The sequence below is a fragment of the Streptomyces adelaidensis genome (genome assembly GCF_016598475.1).
Lineage (GTDB): Bacteria > Actinomycetota > Actinomycetes > Streptomycetales > Streptomycetaceae > Streptomyces > Streptomyces adelaidensis.
Window position 1 is genome coordinate 18,953 of the sequence record NZ_JAEMUX010000076.1, and the last position, 21,189, is coordinate 40,141.

17 protein-coding genes are annotated in these 21,189 nt (G+C 70.9%); 6 read left to right on the top strand and 11 right to left on the bottom strand.

The genetic code is table 11. From position 1 onward, the window contains the following. Positions 1-6 precede the first annotated feature (6 nt). Together I8N67_RS32115 and I8N67_RS32120 are read right to left on the bottom strand one after the other, a co-directional pair. On the bottom strand, positions 7-252 hold the full coding sequence (locus I8N67_RS32115) for a DUF397 domain-containing protein (RefSeq protein ID WP_200307766.1): 246 nt from the start codon (positions 250-252) through the stop codon (positions 7-9). After that, positions 249-1,097, bottom strand: coding sequence for a helix-turn-helix domain-containing protein (locus I8N67_RS32120; RefSeq protein ID WP_200307767.1), 849 nt, complete (start codon positions 1,095-1,097; stop codon positions 249-251). Before I8N67_RS32120 ends, I8N67_RS32115 begins: the two co-directional genes overlap by 4 nt. Before the next feature lie 158 nt (positions 1,098-1,255). Here I8N67_RS32120 and I8N67_RS32125 point away from each other — a divergent pair, with 158 nt between their 5' ends. From I8N67_RS32125 to I8N67_RS32145, 5 genes are all read left to right on the top strand, one after another. Next, positions 1,256-1,732: an ATP-binding protein gene (locus tag I8N67_RS32125; protein ID WP_200307768.1), complete on the top strand. Its 477-nt coding sequence runs from the start codon at positions 1,256-1,258 to the stop codon at positions 1,730-1,732. A gap of 181 nt (positions 1,733-1,913) precedes the next feature. Continuing rightward, positions 1,914-2,876, top strand: coding sequence for a hypothetical protein (locus I8N67_RS32130; RefSeq protein ID WP_200307769.1), 963 nt, complete (start codon positions 1,914-1,916; stop codon positions 2,874-2,876). Positions 2,877-2,951: 75 nt separating this feature from the next. Beyond that, the gene (locus tag I8N67_RS32135; protein WP_200307770.1) at positions 2,952-3,422 is read left to right on the top strand and encodes a barstar family protein; all 471 of its coding nucleotides are present in this window, start codon (positions 2,952-2,954) and stop codon (positions 3,420-3,422) included. Positions 3,423-3,551: 129 nt separating this feature from the next. Then, a complete protein-coding gene (locus I8N67_RS32140; protein WP_200307771.1) occupies positions 3,552-4,742 on the top strand; it encodes an NAD(P)/FAD-dependent oxidoreductase in 1,191 nt (396 codons plus the stop codon). A gap of 10 nt (positions 4,743-4,752) precedes the next feature. Continuing rightward, the gene (locus I8N67_RS32145) at positions 4,753-5,694 is read left to right on the top strand and encodes a sigma-70 family RNA polymerase sigma factor (RefSeq protein WP_200307772.1); all 942 of its coding nucleotides are present in this window, start codon (positions 4,753-4,755) and stop codon (positions 5,692-5,694) included. Positions 5,695-5,769: 75 nt separating this feature from the next. On the opposite strand, the gene I8N67_RS32150 is transcribed toward I8N67_RS32145, so the two are convergent. The 6 genes from I8N67_RS32150 to I8N67_RS32175 form a co-directional block, all read right to left on the bottom strand. Next, positions 5,770-6,477 carry a hypothetical protein gene (locus tag I8N67_RS32150; RefSeq protein ID WP_307835433.1) on the bottom strand — a complete coding sequence of 236 codons (708 nt, stop codon included), beginning with the start codon at positions 6,475-6,477 and terminating at the stop codon, positions 5,770-5,772. Between the two features lie 122 nt (positions 6,478-6,599). Beyond that, complete coding sequence (locus I8N67_RS32155; protein ID WP_200307773.1) at positions 6,600-7,283, bottom strand: hypothetical protein; 684 nt, start codon at positions 7,281-7,283, stop codon at positions 6,600-6,602. A 9-nt stretch (positions 7,284-7,292) separates the two neighbouring features. Continuing rightward, the gene (locus tag I8N67_RS32160; protein ID WP_200307774.1) at positions 7,293-8,288 is read right to left on the bottom strand and encodes a hypothetical protein; all 996 of its coding nucleotides are present in this window, start codon (positions 8,286-8,288) and stop codon (positions 7,293-7,295) included. Between the two features lie 524 nt (positions 8,289-8,812). Next, a complete protein-coding gene (locus I8N67_RS32165; RefSeq protein ID WP_200307775.1) occupies positions 8,813-9,940 on the bottom strand; it encodes an ABC transporter ATP-binding protein in 1,128 nt (375 codons plus the stop codon). Then, on the bottom strand, positions 9,933-11,705 hold the full coding sequence (locus tag I8N67_RS32170; RefSeq protein WP_200307783.1) for an ABC transporter permease: 1,773 nt from the start codon (positions 11,703-11,705) through the stop codon (positions 9,933-9,935). The genes I8N67_RS32165 and I8N67_RS32170 overlap by 8 nt, the downstream gene beginning before the upstream one ends. A 42-nt stretch (positions 11,706-11,747) precedes the next feature. Then, on the bottom strand, positions 11,748-12,962 hold the full coding sequence (locus I8N67_RS32175; RefSeq protein WP_234046636.1) for an ABC transporter substrate-binding protein: 1,215 nt from the start codon (positions 12,960-12,962) through the stop codon (positions 11,748-11,750). Between the two features lie 789 nt (positions 12,963-13,751). Here I8N67_RS32175 and I8N67_RS32180 point away from each other — a divergent pair. Beyond that, a complete protein-coding gene (locus tag I8N67_RS32180) occupies positions 13,752-14,138 on the top strand; it encodes a MerR family transcriptional regulator (RefSeq protein ID WP_200307776.1) in 387 nt (128 codons plus the stop codon). A 406-nt stretch (positions 14,139-14,544) separates the two neighbouring features. On the opposite strand, the gene I8N67_RS32185 is transcribed toward I8N67_RS32180, so the two are convergent. From I8N67_RS32185 to I8N67_RS32195, 3 genes are read right to left on the bottom strand one after another with little or no spacing between them, the layout of a single operon-like run. Further along, entirely contained in the window at positions 14,545-15,951 is a 1,407-nt protein-coding gene (locus tag I8N67_RS32185; protein ID WP_200307777.1) for a DUF6177 family protein, read from the bottom strand. Continuing rightward, entirely contained in the window at positions 15,948-19,991 is a 4,044-nt protein-coding gene (eccCa, locus tag I8N67_RS32190; RefSeq protein WP_200307778.1) for a type VII secretion protein EccCa, read from the bottom strand. Before eccCa ends, I8N67_RS32185 begins: the two co-directional genes overlap by 4 nt. Positions 19,992-20,028: 37 nt before the next feature. After that, complete coding sequence (locus tag I8N67_RS32195; RefSeq protein ID WP_307835434.1) at positions 20,029-21,189, bottom strand: CpaE/TadZ family protein; 1,161 nt, start codon at positions 21,187-21,189, stop codon at positions 20,029-20,031.

A 21,189-nucleotide genomic window follows, 5' to 3' on the forward strand; every position in this document is an offset into this window, starting at 1 on the left:
GTCCCGTCAGTCCTGAGCGGCGTACGGGACGAAGTCGGCCCAGGCGGTGGGGGAGAGGGCGAGATGGGGGCCGGCTGTGTTCTTGGAGTCGCGGACGTGGATGGTGGAGGGGCAGGTGGCTACTTCTACGCAGTCGCCGGATGCGCTACTGCTGTAGCTGGACTTGTGCCAGGAGAGGGCGACATCGACGCAGTCGCCGGAGCCGCCGCTGCTGTAGCTGCTCTTGAACCAGGTCAGTTCGGTGGTGCTCATAGGTCCCCTCGCATCCGGTGCAGCAGGCTCATGGAGTCCCGCATGGTGAGAGCCTGTGAACGCATCCTGGCATAGCGCCTCTGGAGCACACTGACCACCTTCGAGTCCGTGATCAAGAGGCCGCTCTCTTGTCCCTCGTTGTAAGCGAACCACTTGGCTTCGGGGGTTTCCAGCAGCTGCATCGGGCCAGCCAATCCGGAATGTGACTCTTGCACCAGCGGCATGACCTGGATCTCGACGTTCCGCAACTCGGAGATCTCCAGCACGTGATCGATGAGCCTTCGAGTGACCTCTGCTCCGCCGGTGCACCGCACGAACAGTTGCTCTTCGAGGATAAAGCCGAAGGTGGTGTTCGGGCGCTGCTGCAGCAGCTGTTGTCGCGCCACACGCGCAGCCCAACGTTCCTCGATCTGCATGTCGTCCATGGGAGGCAGTTGGTCGGCGGACAAGGCCCGCAGGTACTGCTCAGTCTGCAACAGCCCAGGAACCAACCGGCACTCGTACGTGTACAGCGTGATCGCCGCAGCCTCCAGCTTCGCCCACCTCCTGAACCACGCCGCCAACCCCGGCTGTCGCCCCAGATGCCGAGCCGCCGCGATCAACGCGCCCGTGTTGCCCAGCCCCCGGTCCACCCCCTCCACGAACGCCATGTCCGGCATCCGGCGACCCTGCTCCACGGACGCCACCGTGTGCTTGGAGTAACCGATGAGGTCGGCCAACTCCTCCCGGCTCAGCCCCGCATGCTCTCGCAGGGCCTGGACCATCGCCCCGAACGTCCGCAGACTGTCGGAGGACTCCGGCTCGCCGCCCCCGCCGATCCCCACCATGTCGCTGTCGGCCACCATCGGCCACCTCCCGCGCACCCGCCCTGCTGGACCACACCCGTCGGCGTCCATGATTACGGGACGTCACGAGTACAGTCCAGCGAGTGACCGCGTACGCTCGCGCGGCGTACGCGGCCGGGAGCTGGCGAAACGGGCCCGGGGGCGGCCACATTGGCGGCATGACCGCACCGCCCGCCGCTCAACGCCCCGTCACCGTGCACGCGTTCACCCAGCGCTTCAGCTCGACGCCGTTAGGCGCCCGCCTGGCGAGACACCTCGCCCTCGCCCAGCTGCACACCTGGGGCATCCCGCACGGCTCGGAGGAGTCCGAGCGGGCGGCGGTGGTCGTGGCGGAGCTGGCGGCGAACGCGGTGACGCACGGCCGGGTACCGGGGCGGGACTTCGAGCTGCGGCTGTCGCTGCCGACGGGCTCTCTCCGGATCGAGGTCACCGACACCCGGGTCGAACGCCTTCCGCCGGGCCCGGGTGACGTGGGCGCGGCCCGGCCGCTCGACGAGTGCGGGCGTGGCCTCACCCTCGTGGAGGCGGTGGTCGACCGCTGGGAGGTGCGGCACCGGAGCGTGCCCGGCAAGACCGTACTGGCCGAAATCGATCTGCCTCGCTGGCTGTCCATCGTCAAGCGCCTCCCGAGGTGAGAGGGGGTGAACGGGGTGTGATGCCCGCTCCTACCGCACTCAACAGACAGGAATCCTGTCGAGCGCTACCGACGGGTTGGGATATTTGACTCTGTCCGTGGCCTGTGGGCCGGGTGAGACTCCCGACGCGGCACTGAAGCCACCCGGCGGCTTCAGCCGAGTGCGAGAAGGGGACTCACGTATGACTTCGGAAAGAATGGCATCGGCCCCCGATGAGCCAAGGGGATATCAGGACGACCTCACGGACGCGGCCCCAGGGAGCGCCCGTAGGCACAAACGCCGTTCCCGATGGCTCAGCGGAAAGTTCCTGGCGCTCTTCCTCGCCGTGGCGACGCTGCTGGGCGGGGGAACGTGGTTCGCCACGTCCCAGGGGCAGCAGGCGAGCGCCGCGGTCGACGACGGCAAGACCTTCCAGTTCCCGACGGAGAAACTGGACACCGCGATCGCCTACTGGATGAGCCGGGGCTTCCCCTTCGGCAGGCGGACCGACCGGGTCGACATGACCGACCCCAACGACCCCACGAACGCGGCGACGAACCGGGTCGGCTTCATCATGCGCGGAGGCTTCTTCCTCGACGCCGCCTCCGGAGATCTCACCGAGTTCATCCGGAGTATCCCCGGGACGCAGGAGCCGCAGCTCCTTGAGTTCGACATCGACATCCGGCCGACCCGGGGCACGAATCGCGGTGACGAGCGGATCGTCCGGGACAATGTCAACGGCCTGATCTTCTACACCCCCAACCACTACACGGATTTCCACCTCTATCAGTACCTGGAGGCGCCCAACGCGTCGGACGTGGCCATGCCCGTGCCCGCCCCTGTGTGCCAGGAGAGCGGCGGGGCCATCACCTGCCCCAACCCCACAAACACAGAGGAGGGCGCCGCCGCCGATCTGCGGATCACGGAGGAGACGCCCACCGCCGAGGAACTGGTCGACCAGCCCGCCGAAGGGCCGACGACCTCAGGCCCCGACAGCAACGACGATCCCGTCAACGACCCGGGGTTCGAATCGAACAACACTGACCTCCTGGGGATAGCGCAGGAGAGGGGCGACAACCAGGCGTCGGAGTGGGCAGTCCTCATCTCCCTCCTCTGGAGCCTGTTCACGGATCCCAGTAACAGCAGCCCCAACCCCGAGCTGTGAACGGGCCCGGACCACATCGGGTTCTTCCGCCCGATCGACTGAGCAACTGAGCGACTGATCGGCTGAGTACTGGCAATGAACTGGGTGGACCTGGAGCTGACGGCTCACGAGCCCGTACCCGCATCCGTACCCGTACGGGACGAACCCTCGGCGGTGTTGCGCGGCTCCGCCTGCCGCACCGAGGCGGGGCTGTTCTCGGAGTGGGCCCGGGTTCTGAAGTTCCCCGTCCACTTCGGCCGTAACTGGGACGCCTTCCACGACTGCCTCGCGGAGAAGGCGCTCTGGCACTTCGACCCCGACCGCCCGCCTCCCGCGCATCCCTTCACCATCCGGATCGAGAACGCGGCGCAACTGCTCATCGACGCGCCGGCCGAGGTCCTCGTCGTACTGCTGGACGTGCTCTTTGACACCGCCGCCGTCCAGCGGGACGACGAGGACGACGGCGTGTACGCGGACGGATTCCGCCTCCGGGTACTGCTGCGCGACACTCCCGGCGCGCTCCCGTACCTGGTGGAGCGGATGCGGGCGGCGGGCCTCGGCAGGTGAGCGCACAGGGCGACCCGTCAGCATCGGGAGAGCCACCGGGGTTCGGTGACCCGCGTCACATCCGGCTCCTGTCAGCAATCGGCGCGCCATCTCGTTCAAGGGCCACGCGAACGAGACAGGAGCATCGCCATGAAGCACCGCATCGTCGTCCTCGGCGCCGGATACGCCGGGGCCTTCGCCGCCGGGAACCTGGCCCGTCGGCTCTCCCCGGCCGACACCGAGATCACCGTCGTCAACGCCGTGCCCGACTTCGTCGAGCGGATGCGGCTCCACCAGCTCGCCATCGGCCAGGACCGCGCGGTCCGGGGGCTCGCCGACGTCTTCGCGGGCACCGGGGTGCGGCTGCGCCTGGCGCGCGTCACCGGCCTCGACCCCGAGCGCAAGACCGTCGCCCTGACCGGCGAGGACGGCGACGGCGAGCTCGCGTACGACACGCTTCTCTACGCGCTCGGCAGCTCCGTCGCCCACCAGGGCGTCCCGGGCGTGGCCGAGTACGCCTTCGATGTGACCGGCAGGGACTCGGCGCTGCGACTGCGTGAGCGCCTGGCCGGCCTCGGCGAGGGCGGCACCGTGCTGGTCGTCGGTGAGGGGCTGACCGGCATCGAGACCGCCACCGAGTTCGCCGAGTCCCGGCCCGACCTGTCGGTCGTGCTCGCCGCCCGCGGCGAGCTGGGTGCCTGGCTCTCCCCGAAGGCCCGCCGCCACCTGCGCCAGGCCTTCGACCGGCTCGGCGTCACCGTCCACGAGCACACCGGCATCGAAGCCGTCGAGCCGACACGGGCGATCGCCGCCGACGGCAGGTCCGTCCCGGCCGACGTGACCGTGTGGTCGGCCGGGTTCGCCGTACACCCCATCGCGGCCGCCGGCGGCCTGGAGGTCGCCGAGACCGGCCGGATCGTCGTCGACCGCACCATGCGCTCGGTCTCGCACCCGGACGTCTACGCCGCCGGTGACTGCGCCTACGCGATCGGCGACAACGGCCGGCCGCTGCCGATGTCCTGCGCCTCGGCCGGCCTCACCAACATGCAGGCGACCGCCGCGATCATCGCGCGTCTGACGGGCGGCGAGGTCCCGGCCATCGGGCTGAAGTACCACGGCAACCACATCAGTCTCGGGCGGCGGGACGCGATCTTCCAGATGGTGGACGGGGACGCCCGGTCGAAGCCCTGGTACCTGGGCGGCCGGATCGCCGCGCGGCTCAAGGCGGGCGTGCTCAAGGGGGCCGGGTGGGGCATCGCCCACCCGACCTTCGGCATGCCGAAGCGCAAGCGCCGCCTGGCCACCGCACCGGACCGGGCCGCTGTGAGGGTCGCCGCATAGGCTGCCGCGCATGGACAGCGCAGCCATCGATCGGTTCGAGGCCGGCCGGGGCCGGCTGGCCTCGCTCGCGTACCGTCTGCTCGGCTCGGCCGCCGACGCCGAGGACGCCGTGCAGGACACGTTCCTGCGCTGGCAGGGCGCGGACCGCGAACACATCGAGGTGCCGGAGGCCTGGCTGACCAAGGTCGTCACCAACCTCTGCCTCGACCGGCTCCGCTCGGCGCGGGCACGCCACGAGCGCGCGGCCGGTGCCTGGCTGCCCGAGCCGCTCCTCGACGGCGACCCGATGCTCGGCCCGGCCGACACCTTCGAACAGCGCGAATCGGTGTCCCTGGCCGTACTGACCCTCATGGAGCGCCTCTCGCCGGTCGAGCGGGCCGCCTACGTCCTGCGCGAGGCCTTCTCGTACAGCCACGCCGAGATCGCCGGGATCCTCGACATCACCGAGTCCGCGAGCCAGCAGCATGTCCACCGGGCCCGACGCCGGGTCACCGCCGAGCGCCGCCACGGCGGCGACGAGGTGGACCCCGCGACCGCGCGCCGGGTCGTCGAGGAGTTCCTCGCCGCCGCCGTGTCGGGGCGCACCGAACGGCTGGTGGCGCTGCTCACCGACGACGTGACGGCGGTCTCGGACGGCGCCGGACTGGCCAGGCGGCTGCTGCGGTACACGACACGCGAGCGCGTCGCCTCCTACGTACGGGTCGGCTTCAAGCCCACTCCGGCGAAGCTGCGCCTGGCCGGCGGCTCCCTCGCGTTCCACCTCGCGCTGGTCAACGGCTCCCCGGCCCTCCTCGCCGTGGCCGAGGGCCGTGTCGTGGGCGCCGTGGCCTTCGAAGTCAGCGACGGCAAGGTCGCGTCCCTGTGCGGCATCGCCGCCGCGCACCGGCTCACGCGCCTCGACGAGGCCTGGCAGCGGCACGAACCCGACGCGCCGCCCGTCAACTCATGGTGACCGGAGCCACCGGAATTCAGTGACCATGTGGTTCGGTTCCCCCCGACGGCCACCCTGCCGGTCAACTGCGAATCGTCACGGAAGGCCTTTGACGCCCCTTGCCGTCGCCCCTTGCCGCCGCCACCCCCGGCCGAGCAGCCAGGCCATGCAGGCCACGAGCGGTAGGACGAGGGCGGGCACGACCCACCAGGGGATGCCGGACCACACCGCGAGCAGCCCTACGGTGGCGCAGGCGGCGGCCGACGTGATGAGCAGCGGCTTGCCGAAGCCGCGCCAGGCGAAGGGCGTGGGGTCGCGGGGCCCGACCAGCCGCCCCACGCCGAACCACAGTCCCAGGGCGGCCAGGAGGCCCGCGAACGTGCCGATGGCCGCTGTCATCTGGGGCTCGTCGCGAGGTTCCTCGGAGGTGCTCTGCCGGACGTCTTCCCGGCTGAGCACCGTGATGTCGCCACGCCAGACGGTCGCGGTGACCCGGTCGCCCGGCCGCAGGCCACTCAGCAGCGGCCCCGGGTCACCGAACCCCACGGTCCCGTTCCAGAAGGGCGCACCGGACAGAGTCGCCCTGTAGCGGCCGCCGTTCCCGCCCTGCTTGAGCTTCGTGCTGTCGACGGTGAAGGACGCCGTACGCAGACAGTCCTCCCACGCCTGCGCCGCCGGTGTGCCGGCGGCGCACCGCTCGGCTCCCCGGTAGTCCTGGTAGCGCGCCATGTCGGACGGCATCCACACGGCGAACACGTAGAAGCAGGCGAGTGCCGGGGCCAGAGACATCAAGAGCAGTGACACACCGATTCTCATCGCCCCAGCCTCGTCCAGCCGCCACCCGGCGGACAACGGCGGCACCAGGCAGTCTCGCCCCGCCCTTCACTGCCGTCCGCTCACGCCTGTCCGCTGGGCGGACGGCGGGTTCACTGGGCGCGGGTCGGTGCTTCCGACTGGGGCCAGGGCTGTGCCTGTGGTGGGGGAGACGGCGGAGGTGGTGGCGGTGGGGGTGGCGGTGGCTCGTTGCGGAGGAGGGGGAGCGGGGTGTGCAGGTGCCAGATGCCGGGGAGGTCCAGTCGGCCCTGTCGTTCCGCCAGCAGGATCTGCTGGGCGGTGAGATGTGCCTCCAGCACGCACTCCCCGCTGCGTACGGCGACCATGTGGGCGTCGCGGACGACGGCCACGAGCCCGGCGATCTGGAAGATCACGTCGAGACTGACCTCGAGAGTGCCGATCTTGGCGCCGTCCATGAACACGTCGACGTAGGGACGGTGGCTGGAGGTGATGTCGTGGGTCGCGAGCGCGACGACCTCCTCGCTGCCCGGGGTGGCGCGGGTGCGATACGCGGCGGAGGTGAGGTCGGCGTGCTTTCGCCAGCCGCCCGCTGCCACGTCGAAGACGTCCATGGAGAGGAAGGAGTCGATGACGGTCGCCATTTCGCGCTCGACGGCTTGATCGGCGGCGGCTGTCAGGGGGCGGGTCCCGTCGAGAAGCGATCTGGCCGCGCCGCCGCCGTGCAGCGGGTCGACGAGCGCGCCGGCCGGGTCGGCGGTCTCCGGACCGAGCAGGAAGGCACGGATCGTGAACGGCTCCGCGGCGGTCATGGTCATGGCTTCACCTCATTGGACGTTCTGGGCACCCGGATCCGCGTGGGGTTCGAGCCGTATGGTCCGGGTCCGGCTGTCCGAACCGGTGTCACGCCGCTCGCGCAGGCCGGCCGTCCCGGCCCCGGGGCGCAACGCCGTGCGGATGTGGTCGCGGACCCAGCGCGGTCCGCGGTGCCGATGGTTCACCAGGGAGAACAGGAGAGCCAGGAGCAGCAGGGCCCCGAAGGCGGAAGGACCGACCACCCATCCGACGGGGATCGCCGTGTCGCCGTCGCCGTCGTCGGGCCCGCCGATGATCCCCGAGTCGGTCTCGCCGGTCGTGCCGTTGCCGGTTCCGTTCGTGTCTCCGTTTGTCTGGCCGTCGGTGCCGCCGTTGTCTGTGCCCCCGTTGTCCGTGCCGCCGTTGTCTGTGCCGCCGTTGTCTGTGCCGCCGTTGTCGGTGCCCCCGTTGTCTGTGCCCCCGTTGTCTGTGCCGCCGTTGTCCGTTCCGCCGTTGTTCTGGTCACCGGTGGTGGTGCCGTTCGTTTCCGTGTCCGTCACCGTGAAATCGGCGTCGGCGTAGTACGTGGGGTAGTCCGCGCACGCGGCTCGTACGGTGTGCGTCGTCTCGGATGAACCCTCCGGTACGTCGAATGCCTCGGTGATGTCTCCCTCGCTCGACGGAGTGGCCCCGGCTATGAGCGTGCTGTCGTCGTCCCACGACACCCTCACCGCTGAGCAGTTGAAGCCAATACCTTCGACCGTGACGGTCGTTTCGGAGGGGCCGCTGGTGGGGTCCAGCGTGATGTCCTGACGCGCTTCATGGGTCGGTGTGACCGTGAACGTCGCGCTGCCGTAGTCCCCGTTGCCGCACGTCACGTACACATCGTGATCACCCGGAGTGGCTTTGTCCGGCACTTCGAACGCAGCGCCGGAGCCGATGGGCTCCTCGTCCCAGGTGATCCGAGTGATATCGGCGGCCGGGACTGCCGCAGCCGTGCGGGCCGTCAGCGACTGGAACATATTCACCGGCGGAGGCGGCGGAGGCGGCGGAGGGGGCGGAGGCGGCGGTGGTGGCGGTGGCGGTGGCGGTGGTGGCGGTGGTGGCGGAGGGGGAGGCGGAGGCGGCGGTTCGTCCGGGTCGTCGGTACAGCTCTCCATACCGACCTGAACGGTGGTCCCCGGCGGCCCCTCGGACGGGGTGAGAGTGATCGTCTCCTGCCTCGCGACCGCAGCCGGCGCCGCGAACGCCGTCGGGGCCCAGCCGATCGCGATGCTCATCAGCACGGCGGTCAGGCATTGCCAGAGAAATCGCGCGGCGAATGTCATGAGCCGAAGCAAGCCGGGGTGACGAAGGGGAAGGAAGGGCCGGGGCGACACGGCACCTGGGAGATCCGGGCCTCGGGCGTCGCCTCTTTGCCCTCTCTCATTCTCCGCCGTCCCGCGGCTTTTCGCTCGTCGTCGGGTGCGCGACCCACACACAGACGTCCCCGGGAGAGCCGGGGGAAGCGGCCCTCCCGGGGACCGGGGAAGGGATGGTCAAGCGGCGACGGTCACGACGTGACCGTCAGCAGGTCCCGCTGGTCCTCCGGCAGTTCGACCTTGTCGGCGTAGAGCAGCGCGTGCGGCGGGTCGAAGACGAGGGCCACCTCGCCCGCCAGCCCCCCGTTGCCGCTGAGGACCTGGACGACCTGGTCGCCGAGGCGGACGTCGTACTCGTAGCGGGAGCCGACGTAGGAGCTGGTGATGACCCGGGTGGTGAGCCGGTTGGCGCGGCCGGTCGCCGCGTCGGCGGGGGTGACCTCCAGGCGTTCGGGGCGGATGGCCACGGTGACGGAGTCGTCGACGACGACGGGCCGGTCGCTGTCGACGTGCACGACGTCACCGCTGGCGTCGAGGCGGACGCTGTGCCGGGTGCCGTCCTGGGCGACGACCTTGCCGGTGAGGAAGTTGCAGCGGCCGACGAACGCGGCGACGGCGGGGGCGGCGGGGCGCTCGTAGATCTCGTGCGGGGTGCCGATCTGGATCATGTTGCCGCCCTCCATGACCGCGATGCGGTCGCTCAGGGCCAGCGCCTCGTCCTGGTCGTGCGTCACATAGACGGTGGTGATGCCCAGTTCCTCCTGGAGCCGCTTCAGCCAGGCCCGCGCCTGTTCGCGCAGCTTGGCGTCGAGGTTGGAGAGCGGTTCGTCGAGGAGGAGGACCGTCGGGGAGTAGACCAACGCCCGTGCCAGCGCAACGCGTTGCTGCTGTCCGCCGGAGAGCTGGTGCGGGTAGCGGCCGCTCAGCGCGGCGAGGCCGACCTTGTCGAGGGCCTCGTGGATCAGGGTCTTCTGCTTGTCCTTCGGCACCTTGCGGATGTTGAGCGGCAGCGCGAGGTTCTTCGCGATGGTCATGTGCGGCCACAGCGCGTACGACTGGAAGACCATGCCGAGGTTGCGCTCCTCGGGCGGGAGGAAGGTCCCCGCCCCGGCGTCCACGAAGGGTCTGCCGCCGACCGAGATCGAGCCCTCCGTGGGCTGTTCGAGGCCCGCGATGCAGTTGAGCGTCGTCGACTTGCCGCAGCCGCTCGCACCGAGCAGCGTGAAGAACTCGCCGTCCTTGATGGTGAAGGTGACATCGCGCAGGACGGAGTTGTCGCCGAACGTCTTGGCCAGGTTCTTGACGGTCACCTCAGGCATGGTGCTTTCCCTTCATGAGCAGTCCCGCGAGTGCGACGAAGACCGCGGTGATGCCGATCTGGAGGGTGGCCAGCGCGGCGACGGATCCGGCCCTGCCCTGCGTCCAGAGACTGAGCATGGTGGTGCCGAGGATGTTGTTGTCGGCCGAGCTGAGGAAGACGGCCGGGGAGTACTCCTTGAGCATGATCACGAAGGTGAGGACGAGCGCTCCCGCGAACGCCGGCGTGATCAGGGCCCGGAGCACCCGGAAGAAGGTCATCAGCCAGTCGGCGCCGGACACCCGGGCCGCGTTGTCCAGTTCACCGCCGATCTGCATGATCGCCGGGGCGACCGAGCCGAACGCGCTGGGCAGGGCCCGCATGCCGAAGGCGATGATGACGGCGTAGATCGTGCCCTGGAGGACCGAGCCCATCTGGAACGGGGCGAGCGCGAAGGCCCAGAAGAAGCCGATGCCGATGATGATGCCGGGGAGGGACTGGGGGATGAGGGCCAGATACTCCACGGCCCGGCCCCAGCGGAACGTGGAGCGGCGGGAGACCATCACCGCGAAGACGGCCAGGGCGCTGACGACGACCGAGCCGACACCGGCCACGATGAGGCTGTTCCACAGCGACTGCACGTAGTTGTCGGAGTCGAAGACGATCTCGTAGTTCTTCGTCGTGACCGTCCTGAACGGCGACTGCAGCGGCGTGAAGACGAGAGTGAAGGACCGCATCACCAGCCCCGCGATCGGGACGAGGGCGCCGACGATCACGTAGAACCAGATGCACGCGATGCTCACCCACTTCAGCCAGCCGAGGTCCAGCTTGCGCGGCCGGGTCACCTTGCCGCGTACGGAGACGAAGCGGGCCGCGTCCTTCAGCAGCTTCGCCTGTACGGCCACCAGGCTCAGGGTGAGCACGAGGATGACGGTGGAGGCGGCGCCCAGCATCGTGTAGTCGGGGTCCACGGACTGAAGTCCCTTGTGGTACAGGAAGGTTGAGAACACGTCGATGTCGACCGGCTGGCCGTACAGCAGCGGCACGCTCAGCGTCTCGATGGAGACCGAGAAGACGAGGATCGCGCTGTAGACGATCGGCGGGCGCAGCAGCGGGACGATCACCTGGCCGAGGATCCGGAGCGGTCCGGCGCCGCAGACCTGGGCCGCCGATTCGAGCGAGGCGTCCGACTGCCGCAGGGCGTTGGCGCAGAAGACGTACGCGATCGGGGCGAGCGCCACGGCCTCCGTGAGCGCCATGCCGGGGATCGAGTACAGGTTCCACGGCACCCCGCCGAAGACCTGCTGCACCTTGACGCTGACGAACCCGGCCGGGCCGTACATGATGATCCAGCCGAAGCCCAGGATCAGCGACGAGATGAAGAACGGCCACTGCATCGCGAGCGCGACCAGCCGCCCACCGGGCAGCTTCGTCCGTACGACCACGATCGCCATCGGAATGGCGATGGCCAGGCTCAGAATGGTCGTGAGTGAGGCGAACAGCAGGGTGTTCAGGGCGACTTCACCGAAGCCGGCCTCGGTGAAGAGGTCGCGGTAGCCGCTGAGGGTGAAGGCGCCGCCCGCCTCGTAGAGCGGGCGGTTGCGGATGCTCTGGTAGAGGGTCGGGACGATCGGGGCCAGCACCAGTACGGCGAGGAACGCCAGGACCGCGTACTGGACAACCGTGTCCCGTCCGATGCCGAGGACCCGGCGGTAACGCGGCGGCTCGAACGTCTCCGCGGGTGACTCGCCGGCCGGTGTGCGGGGCGGCTGGGTGAGGGTTGACATCTGCACTGACTCCGATCGTCCCGAAAGGCCTCTGCCGCTCCGCTACTTCCGGAGCCCGTCGAAGCGCTCCAGCCAGGCGTCGGCGTCGTTCTTCGCGACCGGCTCGTACTTGACGTGGATGATGTTCTCCTCGCCGACCGCGTCGACGACCTCCTGGTAGGTGTGCAGGCCCTGGCCCTCGACACCCTCGCGGTACGAGGCCAGACCGCCCTCGGCGACCGCGCGCTGGCCCTCCTCGGAGAGGGCGAAGTCCAGGAAGAGCTTCGAGGTCGCCGGGTGCGGCGCCTCGGCGGCGATACCGATACCGCGCGGCAGGACGACCGTGCCGTCCTTCGGGAAGACGATCTTCACCAGACCGGCGCTGTCCTCGACGACCGGGTAGGCGGGCGAGGCGCTGATCAGGAAGCCGGCCGTGTACTCACCGGCGACGATCTTCTCCAGCTGGGTGCCGGAGGAGGTCTCGGGGCGGGTCAGCGGAAGGATCTTCTCCAGGTCGTCCCACGCCTCCGGGTTGCCCTCGGTCAGCGCGCGGGTCACCGTGAAGCCGAAGGAACCCTCCGGGTCACGGACGGTCACCTTGTTCTTGTACTTGTCCTCGTCCGAGGTCACGATCTTCGCCAGGTCGGTCAGGGTGGTCGGCGGGGTCTCCATCAGCGTGGTGTTGTACGCGATGGTCATCGGGTCCTGGGACAGGGAGTACACGCTCGGCAGCAGCTCGGCACTGTCCCCCAGCTCGGACAGCTCCGGCGACTCGTAAGTGAGCACCGTGTTCTTCCGGCCGGAGAAGTCCGCCCACGCGGTGGCCGCGCTGGAGATCAGCAGGTCCGCCGGGGACGACCCGGCCGCGTTCTCCGACAGGGTCTTCTGGAACAGCTCGTCGCTGTCCAGCTCACTCACGGAGACGGTCTCGATGAAGTCGTACTTCTTCTTGAAGTCCCTGACCACCGGGGCCATGTTCTCGTCGCCGAGGTTCGAGTAGACGGTGAGCTTGCCGCCCTCCTTCTTCGCCTCCGCGATCAGGTCGGCGTAGTCCGCCGGGTAGTACTCGGGCACCTGGCCCGCCGAGATCTTGTTCTCCGCCACCTTGGGCGCGTCGTCGCCATCGCCGCAGGCGGCCAGCGTGCCGAGCGCGAGGGTCGCGGCGAAGGCGGCGGCCAAGGGGCGCCGGGGGAGGGCGGTGCGCCGACGTGCGGATGCCGTACCGGGGATACCGGCGGTGCCGGCGGTACCGGTGATGACGTGGCTGGATCTGGCCATGGTTCTCCTCCTGGCGCGTGCCTGCTGGCAGCTGTTGCCGGGAGGTTATGGACCTAGGTCAGGCCGGTAAATCCTTTCCCTGCCAGAGCTCGTACTGCTCGTATTGGTCGTTGAGTTAGTGACGCGAGTCACCGGCTCTGTACAGGGGCGATGGCTGGTAGTGATCGGCGGGCCGGGCAGGCCGTGGCGGGCCGGGCGCGCGGGACCGCTCTGCGCGAGGGCGACTACCTCACCGTCGAACACGCGAAAATCTATGTCGGCTGGAGTAGACATTGGGAGTGGGCGTGGTTATGGTTTCTTACGTAGCCGAGATCGAGCAGGCCCGGCAGAAATGAACTGCCGGGCAGAAGTACCCGCAGGTGCGGTTCGCAGGACGGTGCGGTGGTGGAGTTTCGAAGCCAGAGCAGTCGAAGGACGGCGACGGGGCTGATCACCGGACCGGGTGGCCCGCAGTGATCAGGGGCCGCCAAGGGCAGTACCAGCAGTACGCGGTTCCGCTTGGCAAGCAGTTCATTCAGAGGAAAGACCAGAGGGAAAGAACGGAGGAGTTGAGCGCCATCAGGATCGCCCGGACCGAAGCATTGAGTCCGGGTACCGCAGGACATCGATAGGCAGGTGGTCTCCGGTCACACATCCGCGATCCCCGCGTCCCCGGCAGCACTCAGGCCAGGCCCGCGGAAACAGAAGGTCGGCGGAGCAGTAGAGCCGACAGATGGTGTAGCAGTTCCTTCGGGGCCCTGGTGCCGGTACGGCGCCAGGGCCCCCCGACGCGTTCCACAGAGAGGTGCAATGACAGCAGACGATTCCTACGACCGTCTCGACGACGACGACTACCCCGCCTACACCATGGGCCGGGCCGCCGAGATGCTCAACACCACCCAGGGCTTCCTCCGTGCCATCGGCGAAGCCCGCCTCATCACCCCGCTGCGCTCCGCGGGCGGCCACCGCCGCTACTCCCGCTACCAGCTGCGCATCGCCGCCCGCGCCCGGGAACTCGTCGACCAGGGCACCCCCGTCGAGGCCGCCTGCCGCATCGTCATCCTCGAGGACCAGCTCGAAGAGGCACAGCGCATCAACGCCGAATACCGCCGCGCGGGCGAAGCGGCGAACTCACCGGACGCGCCCTCCCGCGGACCCGCCTCCACGCCGGCTTCCGGCCAGCAGAAGGCACGGTAACGGGCACCCCGCCCCTCCCCGACCCAGTGTGACGTCCGCCGTACGGACTGCGGGTGTCACGCCGGGGCCGCCTGATCGTGCGGGGGCGCGGGGGGCGGGCACCGGCACCGGCACTGTCCGGATGAGCGGAGAACGGGCGGATGGACGTCCCCGAACCGCTGGAGGAACTCGGCGACAGCCGGACGCCGCTGCCGCCCGGCTTCTGGGAGGCACTCGCCGAGGCCGCGGGGCGGATGGGGCTGGAGAGAAGCGCGGCCTGGTGCGAGTGGCGGTGTCACGAGGCCCGCCATGGGGTCGTCCGGGTCGACCTCACCCTCCGGCCCGCCGGGGAGGGCCGGCGGCGGACGCCGTTCTCCGGGGCCGGGGCCCTGCGGCCCATGTGGGTTCGCCGGAACGGCGGTCGTGATCACGGCCTCCGAGACGTGGGCGCCGCCCGCAGATGTGCCGTGAGCTGCTGCAACCGCTCCCACGCCGCCGGGTCCTCCGCCTCGCCCAGGGGAAAGTGCAGCGCCGGCCGGGTGGCCGGTCCCAGCCCCACCGGCCGGACCTCGACCGGTGGCCGGCGCGCGTGATCGACGCCGATCGCGTGCACGTCGTCCGGGCCCAGCGTGAAGGCGTACGGGATCGGGGGGCCCTCCAGGCGGGGCGCGGTCGTCAGGTCGGGGCGGCCCAGGCGTACGGAGGTGAGCATGGTCGTCAGCGCGTGTTCCCTGACCAGGGTCTCGGCCAGGGGCTGGATACGGTCCAGCGGCAGTTCCTCGTCGGCCGGGTACCCGACGGTGAGGACGACGTCCTCCTCCACACCCTTCGTCGTACGGGTCACGCGGACCGTCGCCATGGCAGGCCGGTCCGGGGTGCCGACCACGACCAGGTGGGCGGGCTCGGGGGCGCGCTCGCGGGCGAGGTCGGTCAGCTGGCGCGGTGACCAAGGGAGGTTGACCGGCTCGGCCGTGCCCCAGCCGGCCGGTGCCGTGCCCGTCAGGGTCTCCCAGGCCGCCTCCAGCGCGCCGCCCAGCAGCAGCCGTTCGTCCGCCTGGTGGATCGTGCGGAGGGCGACGATCAGCTGCCGGCCCGGCGCCTCGGCCGCCGGACGCGTGAACGCGGCGGCCACCGTCGCTGTCCCGTCCGCCGACAGCGCGGGCGAGAACGCCCCGTCCTGCCAGCGCAGCACCGCCCCCGACAGACCGTCGTAGTAGCCGCACTCGGCGTCCTGGACGACCCAGCGGTTGGGGACACGGGCGAGCGTCGTACGGGCCGCCGGCGTGAGGCGTACGTGGGGCGGGGTGACGATCTGGAGGGAGCGGCGGGACGCCACCGCCGTGCGCATGATCTCGGCGAGCCAGGTCGTCAGGGCGACCACCGGCCGGTCGATGAGGACGACGGCCGCGTGGTCCGTCACCACGTCCACGGCGGGCTGCCCCGACCCCGCCGACGGTACGGCGGACACGTCGACCACCTTCGTGCCCGCGGCCTCCGGCGGCCAAGTCGTGCCGCCCAGCAGCGCGTTGAGCCGCCCGCACACCACACCCGCCAGCTGCTCCGCCTCCGGCACCGCCGTGGACGCCCGTGCCTCCGTCCACCAGAACGGGGCCCGCGCGCTCTGCCCGAGCAGCCGCTCCGCCTCACCCGGCACCTGCACCAGCACCGGCGACTCCACGGACACCAGCGGACGCCCACCGGGACCGTGCAGCTGTACGACCGCTCCCTCGGCCGCCGCCGACAGGTCCAGGTCGGCGCCGCCGGCGTACAGGCTCGCCATGAGCGCCCACACGTTGGGCATCTTCGGGGTGAGCGCGATGACGTCCTTGGTCACGTGAGGTCGTCCTCCTGGTCGGCCAGCGCGGTCTGGATCAGTTGGTGGGGTCGGCCCCGGCGGACCAGCGTGCCCCGCCCCGCCGGCTGCGCCGAGGCGTACAGGCCGGGGAAGAGCTGGCCCTCGCTCCGCTCACCGGTCATGAGCAGCGCGGCCGTGCCGGTCTCGCGGAGGGTCTGGAGCAGCGGCTCGTACACCGCGCGGGACGCGCCCGCGACCCGGCGGGTGATCACGAAGTGCAGCCCGATGTCCTGCGCCGACGACACATAGGGGAGGAAGGGCGAGAGCGGCTGCTGCCCGGCGGTGGTGAGGATGTCGTAGTCGTCGACCAGGATCACGATTCGCGGGCCCTTGAAGGCGGGCTCGTCGGTCAGCGCGTCCGGGTCGGCGGTCTCCGGCATCCGCTTCTCCAGCTCGCTCGAGATGCCCGCCGCCAGCCCCGTCGCGAGCTTCGCGTTGTGCGCGTAACCGCCCCGGTACGGCTCCGGGACCACGCCCCGCAGCCCGCGCCGGGGGTCGAACACACCGAAGACCAGCTCCTCGTCCGAGTACCGCTCCACGAGCCGCTCCACGACCAGCTTCAGCAGGTTCGTCCTGCCGCACTCGTTGTCGCCCAGGATCAGCAGATGCTGGTCCGAGCCGAAGAGGTCGAGGAGGACGGGGGCCAGTGCGTCCTGGTCGACACCTAGGGGGACCCGCTGGGGTTCCGCGACCAGCGACGGCAGCCGCGCGGACGGCAGCCGGGTCGGCAACACCCGTACGGGCGCGGCCAGTTCACCGTGCCAGGTGGAGCGGATCGTACGGGCCGCGTCCTCCAGGGCCGGACCGAGATCGCCCGTCGACGGCCGTCCGTCGAGGCGCGGGAGGGCGACCTGCGCGAACAGCTTGCCGTCGGTCAGCACGCGCCCCGGAGTGTCGGGCGACAGCGTCTCGGAGAGCTTGCGGTCCACGCTCGAATCGCTCGGGTCGTTGAGCCGCAGCTCCACCCGGGTCCCGAACATCGACTGCGTGGCGATCCGTACGTCGTTCCAGCGCAGCATGGAGCCGACGACATGGATGCCGTAGCCGCCCCCGCGCTTGAGCAGGTCCACGACCGTGTCGTCGAGCTCGGCGAACTCGTCGCGCAGCGCGCCGAATCCGTCGATGAGGAGGACGACGTCCGTCGAGCCGAGTTCGCGCAGCCTGCCCTGGGCGCGCAGGTGGCGCAGCTGGTCGACCGAGTCGATGCCGTGCTCGCGGAACAGCTCCTCCCGCTCGATCAGCATGGTCCGCACCTCGGCGACCGTCCGCGCGGCCCGCTCCCGGTCGGCGCGGCCGGCGATCCCCCCGACGTGCGGCAGCCCGGCGAGAGCCGAGAGCCCGCCGCCGACCAAATCCAGGCCGTAGATGGCGACTTCGGCGGGTGTGTGGGTCGTGGCGAGGGAGAGCGCGAGGGTCCGCAGCAGCGTCGTCTTGCCGGACTGCGGTCCGCCGATCATCGCCGCGTGCCCGCCCGCGACCGTCAGGTCGAGCACCCAGTGGCCCTGCCACTGCTTCGCCGGATCGTCCAGCACCCCGAGCGGCACCCGCAACGTGCCCTCGCCGCCCGCCAGCCGGAGCCCACGCTCGTCCACCTGTACGGGCCCGGCCGCCGCGTCCAGCGTGATCGCGTCCGGCAGCGGCGGCAGCCAGATCCGCCGCACCGGCCGTGCGGCGGAGGCGAGTTGGTCCACCATCACCGACATCACGGTCGGCCCGGTCTCCCGCTTGGTCGCCTTGGGCTCCTCGGCCGCCTGGTTCGTGGCGGGCGCGCCGTCGGGCGTGTTGTACGTCGGATACGGCCAGGCGAGCGGCGTGTCGTCCTCCTGCGCGGCGAGCGCGGGGCCCCGGTACGCGCCGGACACGTACCCCGCCTTGAACCGTTCGTACGTCGACGTGTCCACCTTCAGATAGCCGAAGCCCGGCAGCGGCGGCAGATGGAAGGCGTCGGTCGTGTCGAGCACGGTCCGCGACTCGTCGGCGGAGAAGGTGCGCAGACCGAGGCGGTACGAGAGGTAGGTGTCCAGACCCTTCAGCTTGCCGCCCTCGATGCGCTGGCTGGAGAGGAGGAGATGGACGCCGATGGAGCGCCCGATGCGGCCGATGGAGAGGAAGAGATCGATGAAGTCCGGTTTGGCGGTGAGGAGTTCGCCGAACTCGTCGATCACGACGAAGAGGTGGGGGAGGGGGTCGAGGTCCGGGCGCCGGGTTGCGCGCAGGGCCGCGTAGTGCCCGATGTCGGCGACGTTCCCCGCGTCCTTCAGTACCTGCTGCCGCCGCTTGACCTCGCCCGCGAGGCTGGAGTGCACGCGCTCGACGAGCCCAGCCTGGTTCTCCAGGTTGGTGATCACACCGGCCACGTGCGGGAGTTCGGTGAACGGGGCGAAGGTCGCGCCGCCCTTGTAGTCGACCAGGACGAGGGCGAGTTCCTCGGGGGAGTGGGTGGCGGCGAGCGCCAGCACGAGCGTGCGCAGCAGCTCGCTCTTGCCCGAACCCGTCGCGCCCACGCACAGCCCGTGCGGGCCCATGCCCAGCTCGGAGGACTCCTTGAGGTCGAGCAGCACCGGCTCATGATGGTCCGTCAAGCCAATGGGTACCCGCAGGAATTCACGCTCACCGCGCGGCGCCCAGAGCCGGACCAGGTCCAGTACGGCCGGGTCGTCGATGCCGAGGAGACCCGGGAAGTCGACGGGGCCGGTGACGGGCGTGCCCTCGGCGGCGGACTCGGCGGACAGCCGCAGCGGCGCGAGCAGCCGGGCGAGGCCTTCGGCACCGGCGGTCGTCATCTCGTCGGAGGTGCCATGCGAAGTCGGGACGTACACGGTTGTACCCTGCGCGCTCGGTACCGTCGCGGGCCCTTCGGCGGGGTGCGGCTCCCGGAGATCCTCCACGACGACCTCGGCGCCCCGCACCGTGATCCGCACCGACACATGGTCGGGCTCGTGCACCTGCTCCGCCAGCAGATGCAGCACGGTGACACCCATGTCCGCCAGGCCGACCGCCGTGTCGGGGCGCGGCAGCTCGGCGGCCGTCTCCCCGTACTCGTCGCTCACGACGAGCATGCGGGACGCCAGCCGGAGCGCGCCCCGGTCGGCCAGCCCCCGGCGCACCTCCGCCGCGTACGAGGCACGCCGGCCCAGCTCATGGCGGAAGTGCCGGGCCAGCTGCGGCAGACTCGGCGCGATCCGGCGGGCCGCCACCGGACCGTCGTGCTCCTGCCCGTCCAGCACATGGGGCAGCCACTTCGCCCACTCCCAGTCCGCCAGCCGCTCGCCCGGCACCCCGAGCGCCACGGCCACGTCGTCCGGCGCGTGCGTGACGGCGGTCTGGACGAGCAGCGCCCGCGCCACCCGCAGTACGCCCTCCCGGTCGCCGACCACACTGACGTTGCCCGCGCGGTCCAGCGGCACGGTGATCGGGCAGTCGTTGGCCACCGAGTAGCGGGCCAGCAGCGCACGGGCCTCGTTCAGCATGAACGGGTCCGGCGGCGTCAGCACCCCGCCCTGGTTCAGTCCGATGGCCAGGTCCGCCACGGGCACGTCACCGGTGCCGACCCGCACCCGCAGGAAGTCCGGGTCCCGCCGCCGCCGCTCCCAGAGCCGGGCGGGGTCGCGCACGAGGTCGTAGAGCGCCTCCGGGGGCGGATTCAGCACCCGCGCCAGCTGCCGCCGGTCCCGCTCCGCCGCCCCGAACTCCTCGCGCAGCTCCTCCAGATACTCCAGATACCGCTCGCGTTGCGTACGCCGGGTGCGCTGCGCCTTGCCGCGCTGGGAGAGGAACAGGGCGACCGCGCCGAGCAGCGCGAAGACCAGCACGATCGCACCGAGCGCGGCGAACTGGCTGCTCCGGATCACGGTCATCATCACGACCGAGCCCATGACCCCGGCCATCGGCAGCAACGCCGTCGCCGCCGACCCCGCCTTGCCCTCCGGGAGGTTCGGCGGCGGCTCGATCGTCCGGGCCCCGGCGGCCCCGAGCGGGCGCGTGCTGCGCGCGGGCCGGTGGATCAGCTGCTGGGTCACGTACGGACCCCTTCTCGACCTCGATCTCGACGGGTGGTCATCGCATCCGCACCGCCCGGTTCATCGCCTCCGCCGCCAGGTTGATCGCCGCCTCGCGGGTCTCCTGGCCCAGCAGCGTGGTACGGATGGGGCCGCCCTGGGCGAGGTGGCGGTCGTAGGGGACGGGGACGACATGGACGCCGGACTCCTTGAGGTGGGCGACGGCCGCCTCGCGGTCCAGCGTGACGTCGGGCGAGCCGGCGCTCAGCGCGACGACGGTCGAGCCGAGCGCGGAGTGCGGCAACTGGCCGAGCCAGTCCAGGACCTGCCGGGTGCCGTTGACACCCTCGGCGGTCATCGGCGCGACGATCACCCGCGCGTGGGCCGTGTCCATCGCCGTACGGGCCACCTCGCCCGGCAGCGTCTCGCAGTCCACCACGGTCACCGCGAAGTAGCGCCGCAGGGCGAGCGTCACCGTGCGGTATGTACGGATGTCCAGCGGGGCCCCGACCCGGCCCTGGCTGGCGGGCAGCAGCCAGCCGCCGTCCGACACCGGCACCAAGTACCCGGTGACATCGGTGAGTTGCATCGCAGGGTTCAGAATCTGTGCGAGATCGGCCGCCGCCCAGCGCACCGAGTCGGCCCCCATCCGCACCGGCAGCGTGCCGAGCGCCGCGTCCGCCTCCATCGTGAGCACCGGGTCGTGCCGGTAGTGGTTGAACGTCCGCCCCAGCAGCGCGGTCATCGTCGACTTCCCGACCCCGCCCCGGATCGACGTCACGGCGATCACCCGCCCCGTCGTCACCGGCTGCTGCAACTCCCGAGCGATCCGCGTCTCCTCGGCCACGTCCTGCGCGGCCGAGGAAGCCAGCTTCCGAATCGAACGCCCCGTCCGCCGAGCCACCGAGTCCCCATGCTGCGGCCGCCCCAGCGCGTGCGCCAGCCGGGGATCGATCGTGGGAACGGACTCGGGGGTACGGCCGGGGGACTGGGGCACACGTGAACCCCGGGGCACGGGCGCGGCCGGGGAGACCCCGGGGCCGGGACGGGGGTCGGCGCCGGCGCCGGGCTGTGCGGGCTGCGCGGGATCACCCGGGCGCCCCGGATCAGCCGGCGAGCCCGGCGGCTGCGCGGCGGCGGCCCGGGGGTGACCTGCGTGAGGGCCTACGGCGGGCACGACGGGATCGGGCATGGGCGGCGCCGGTACGACACCTCGCAC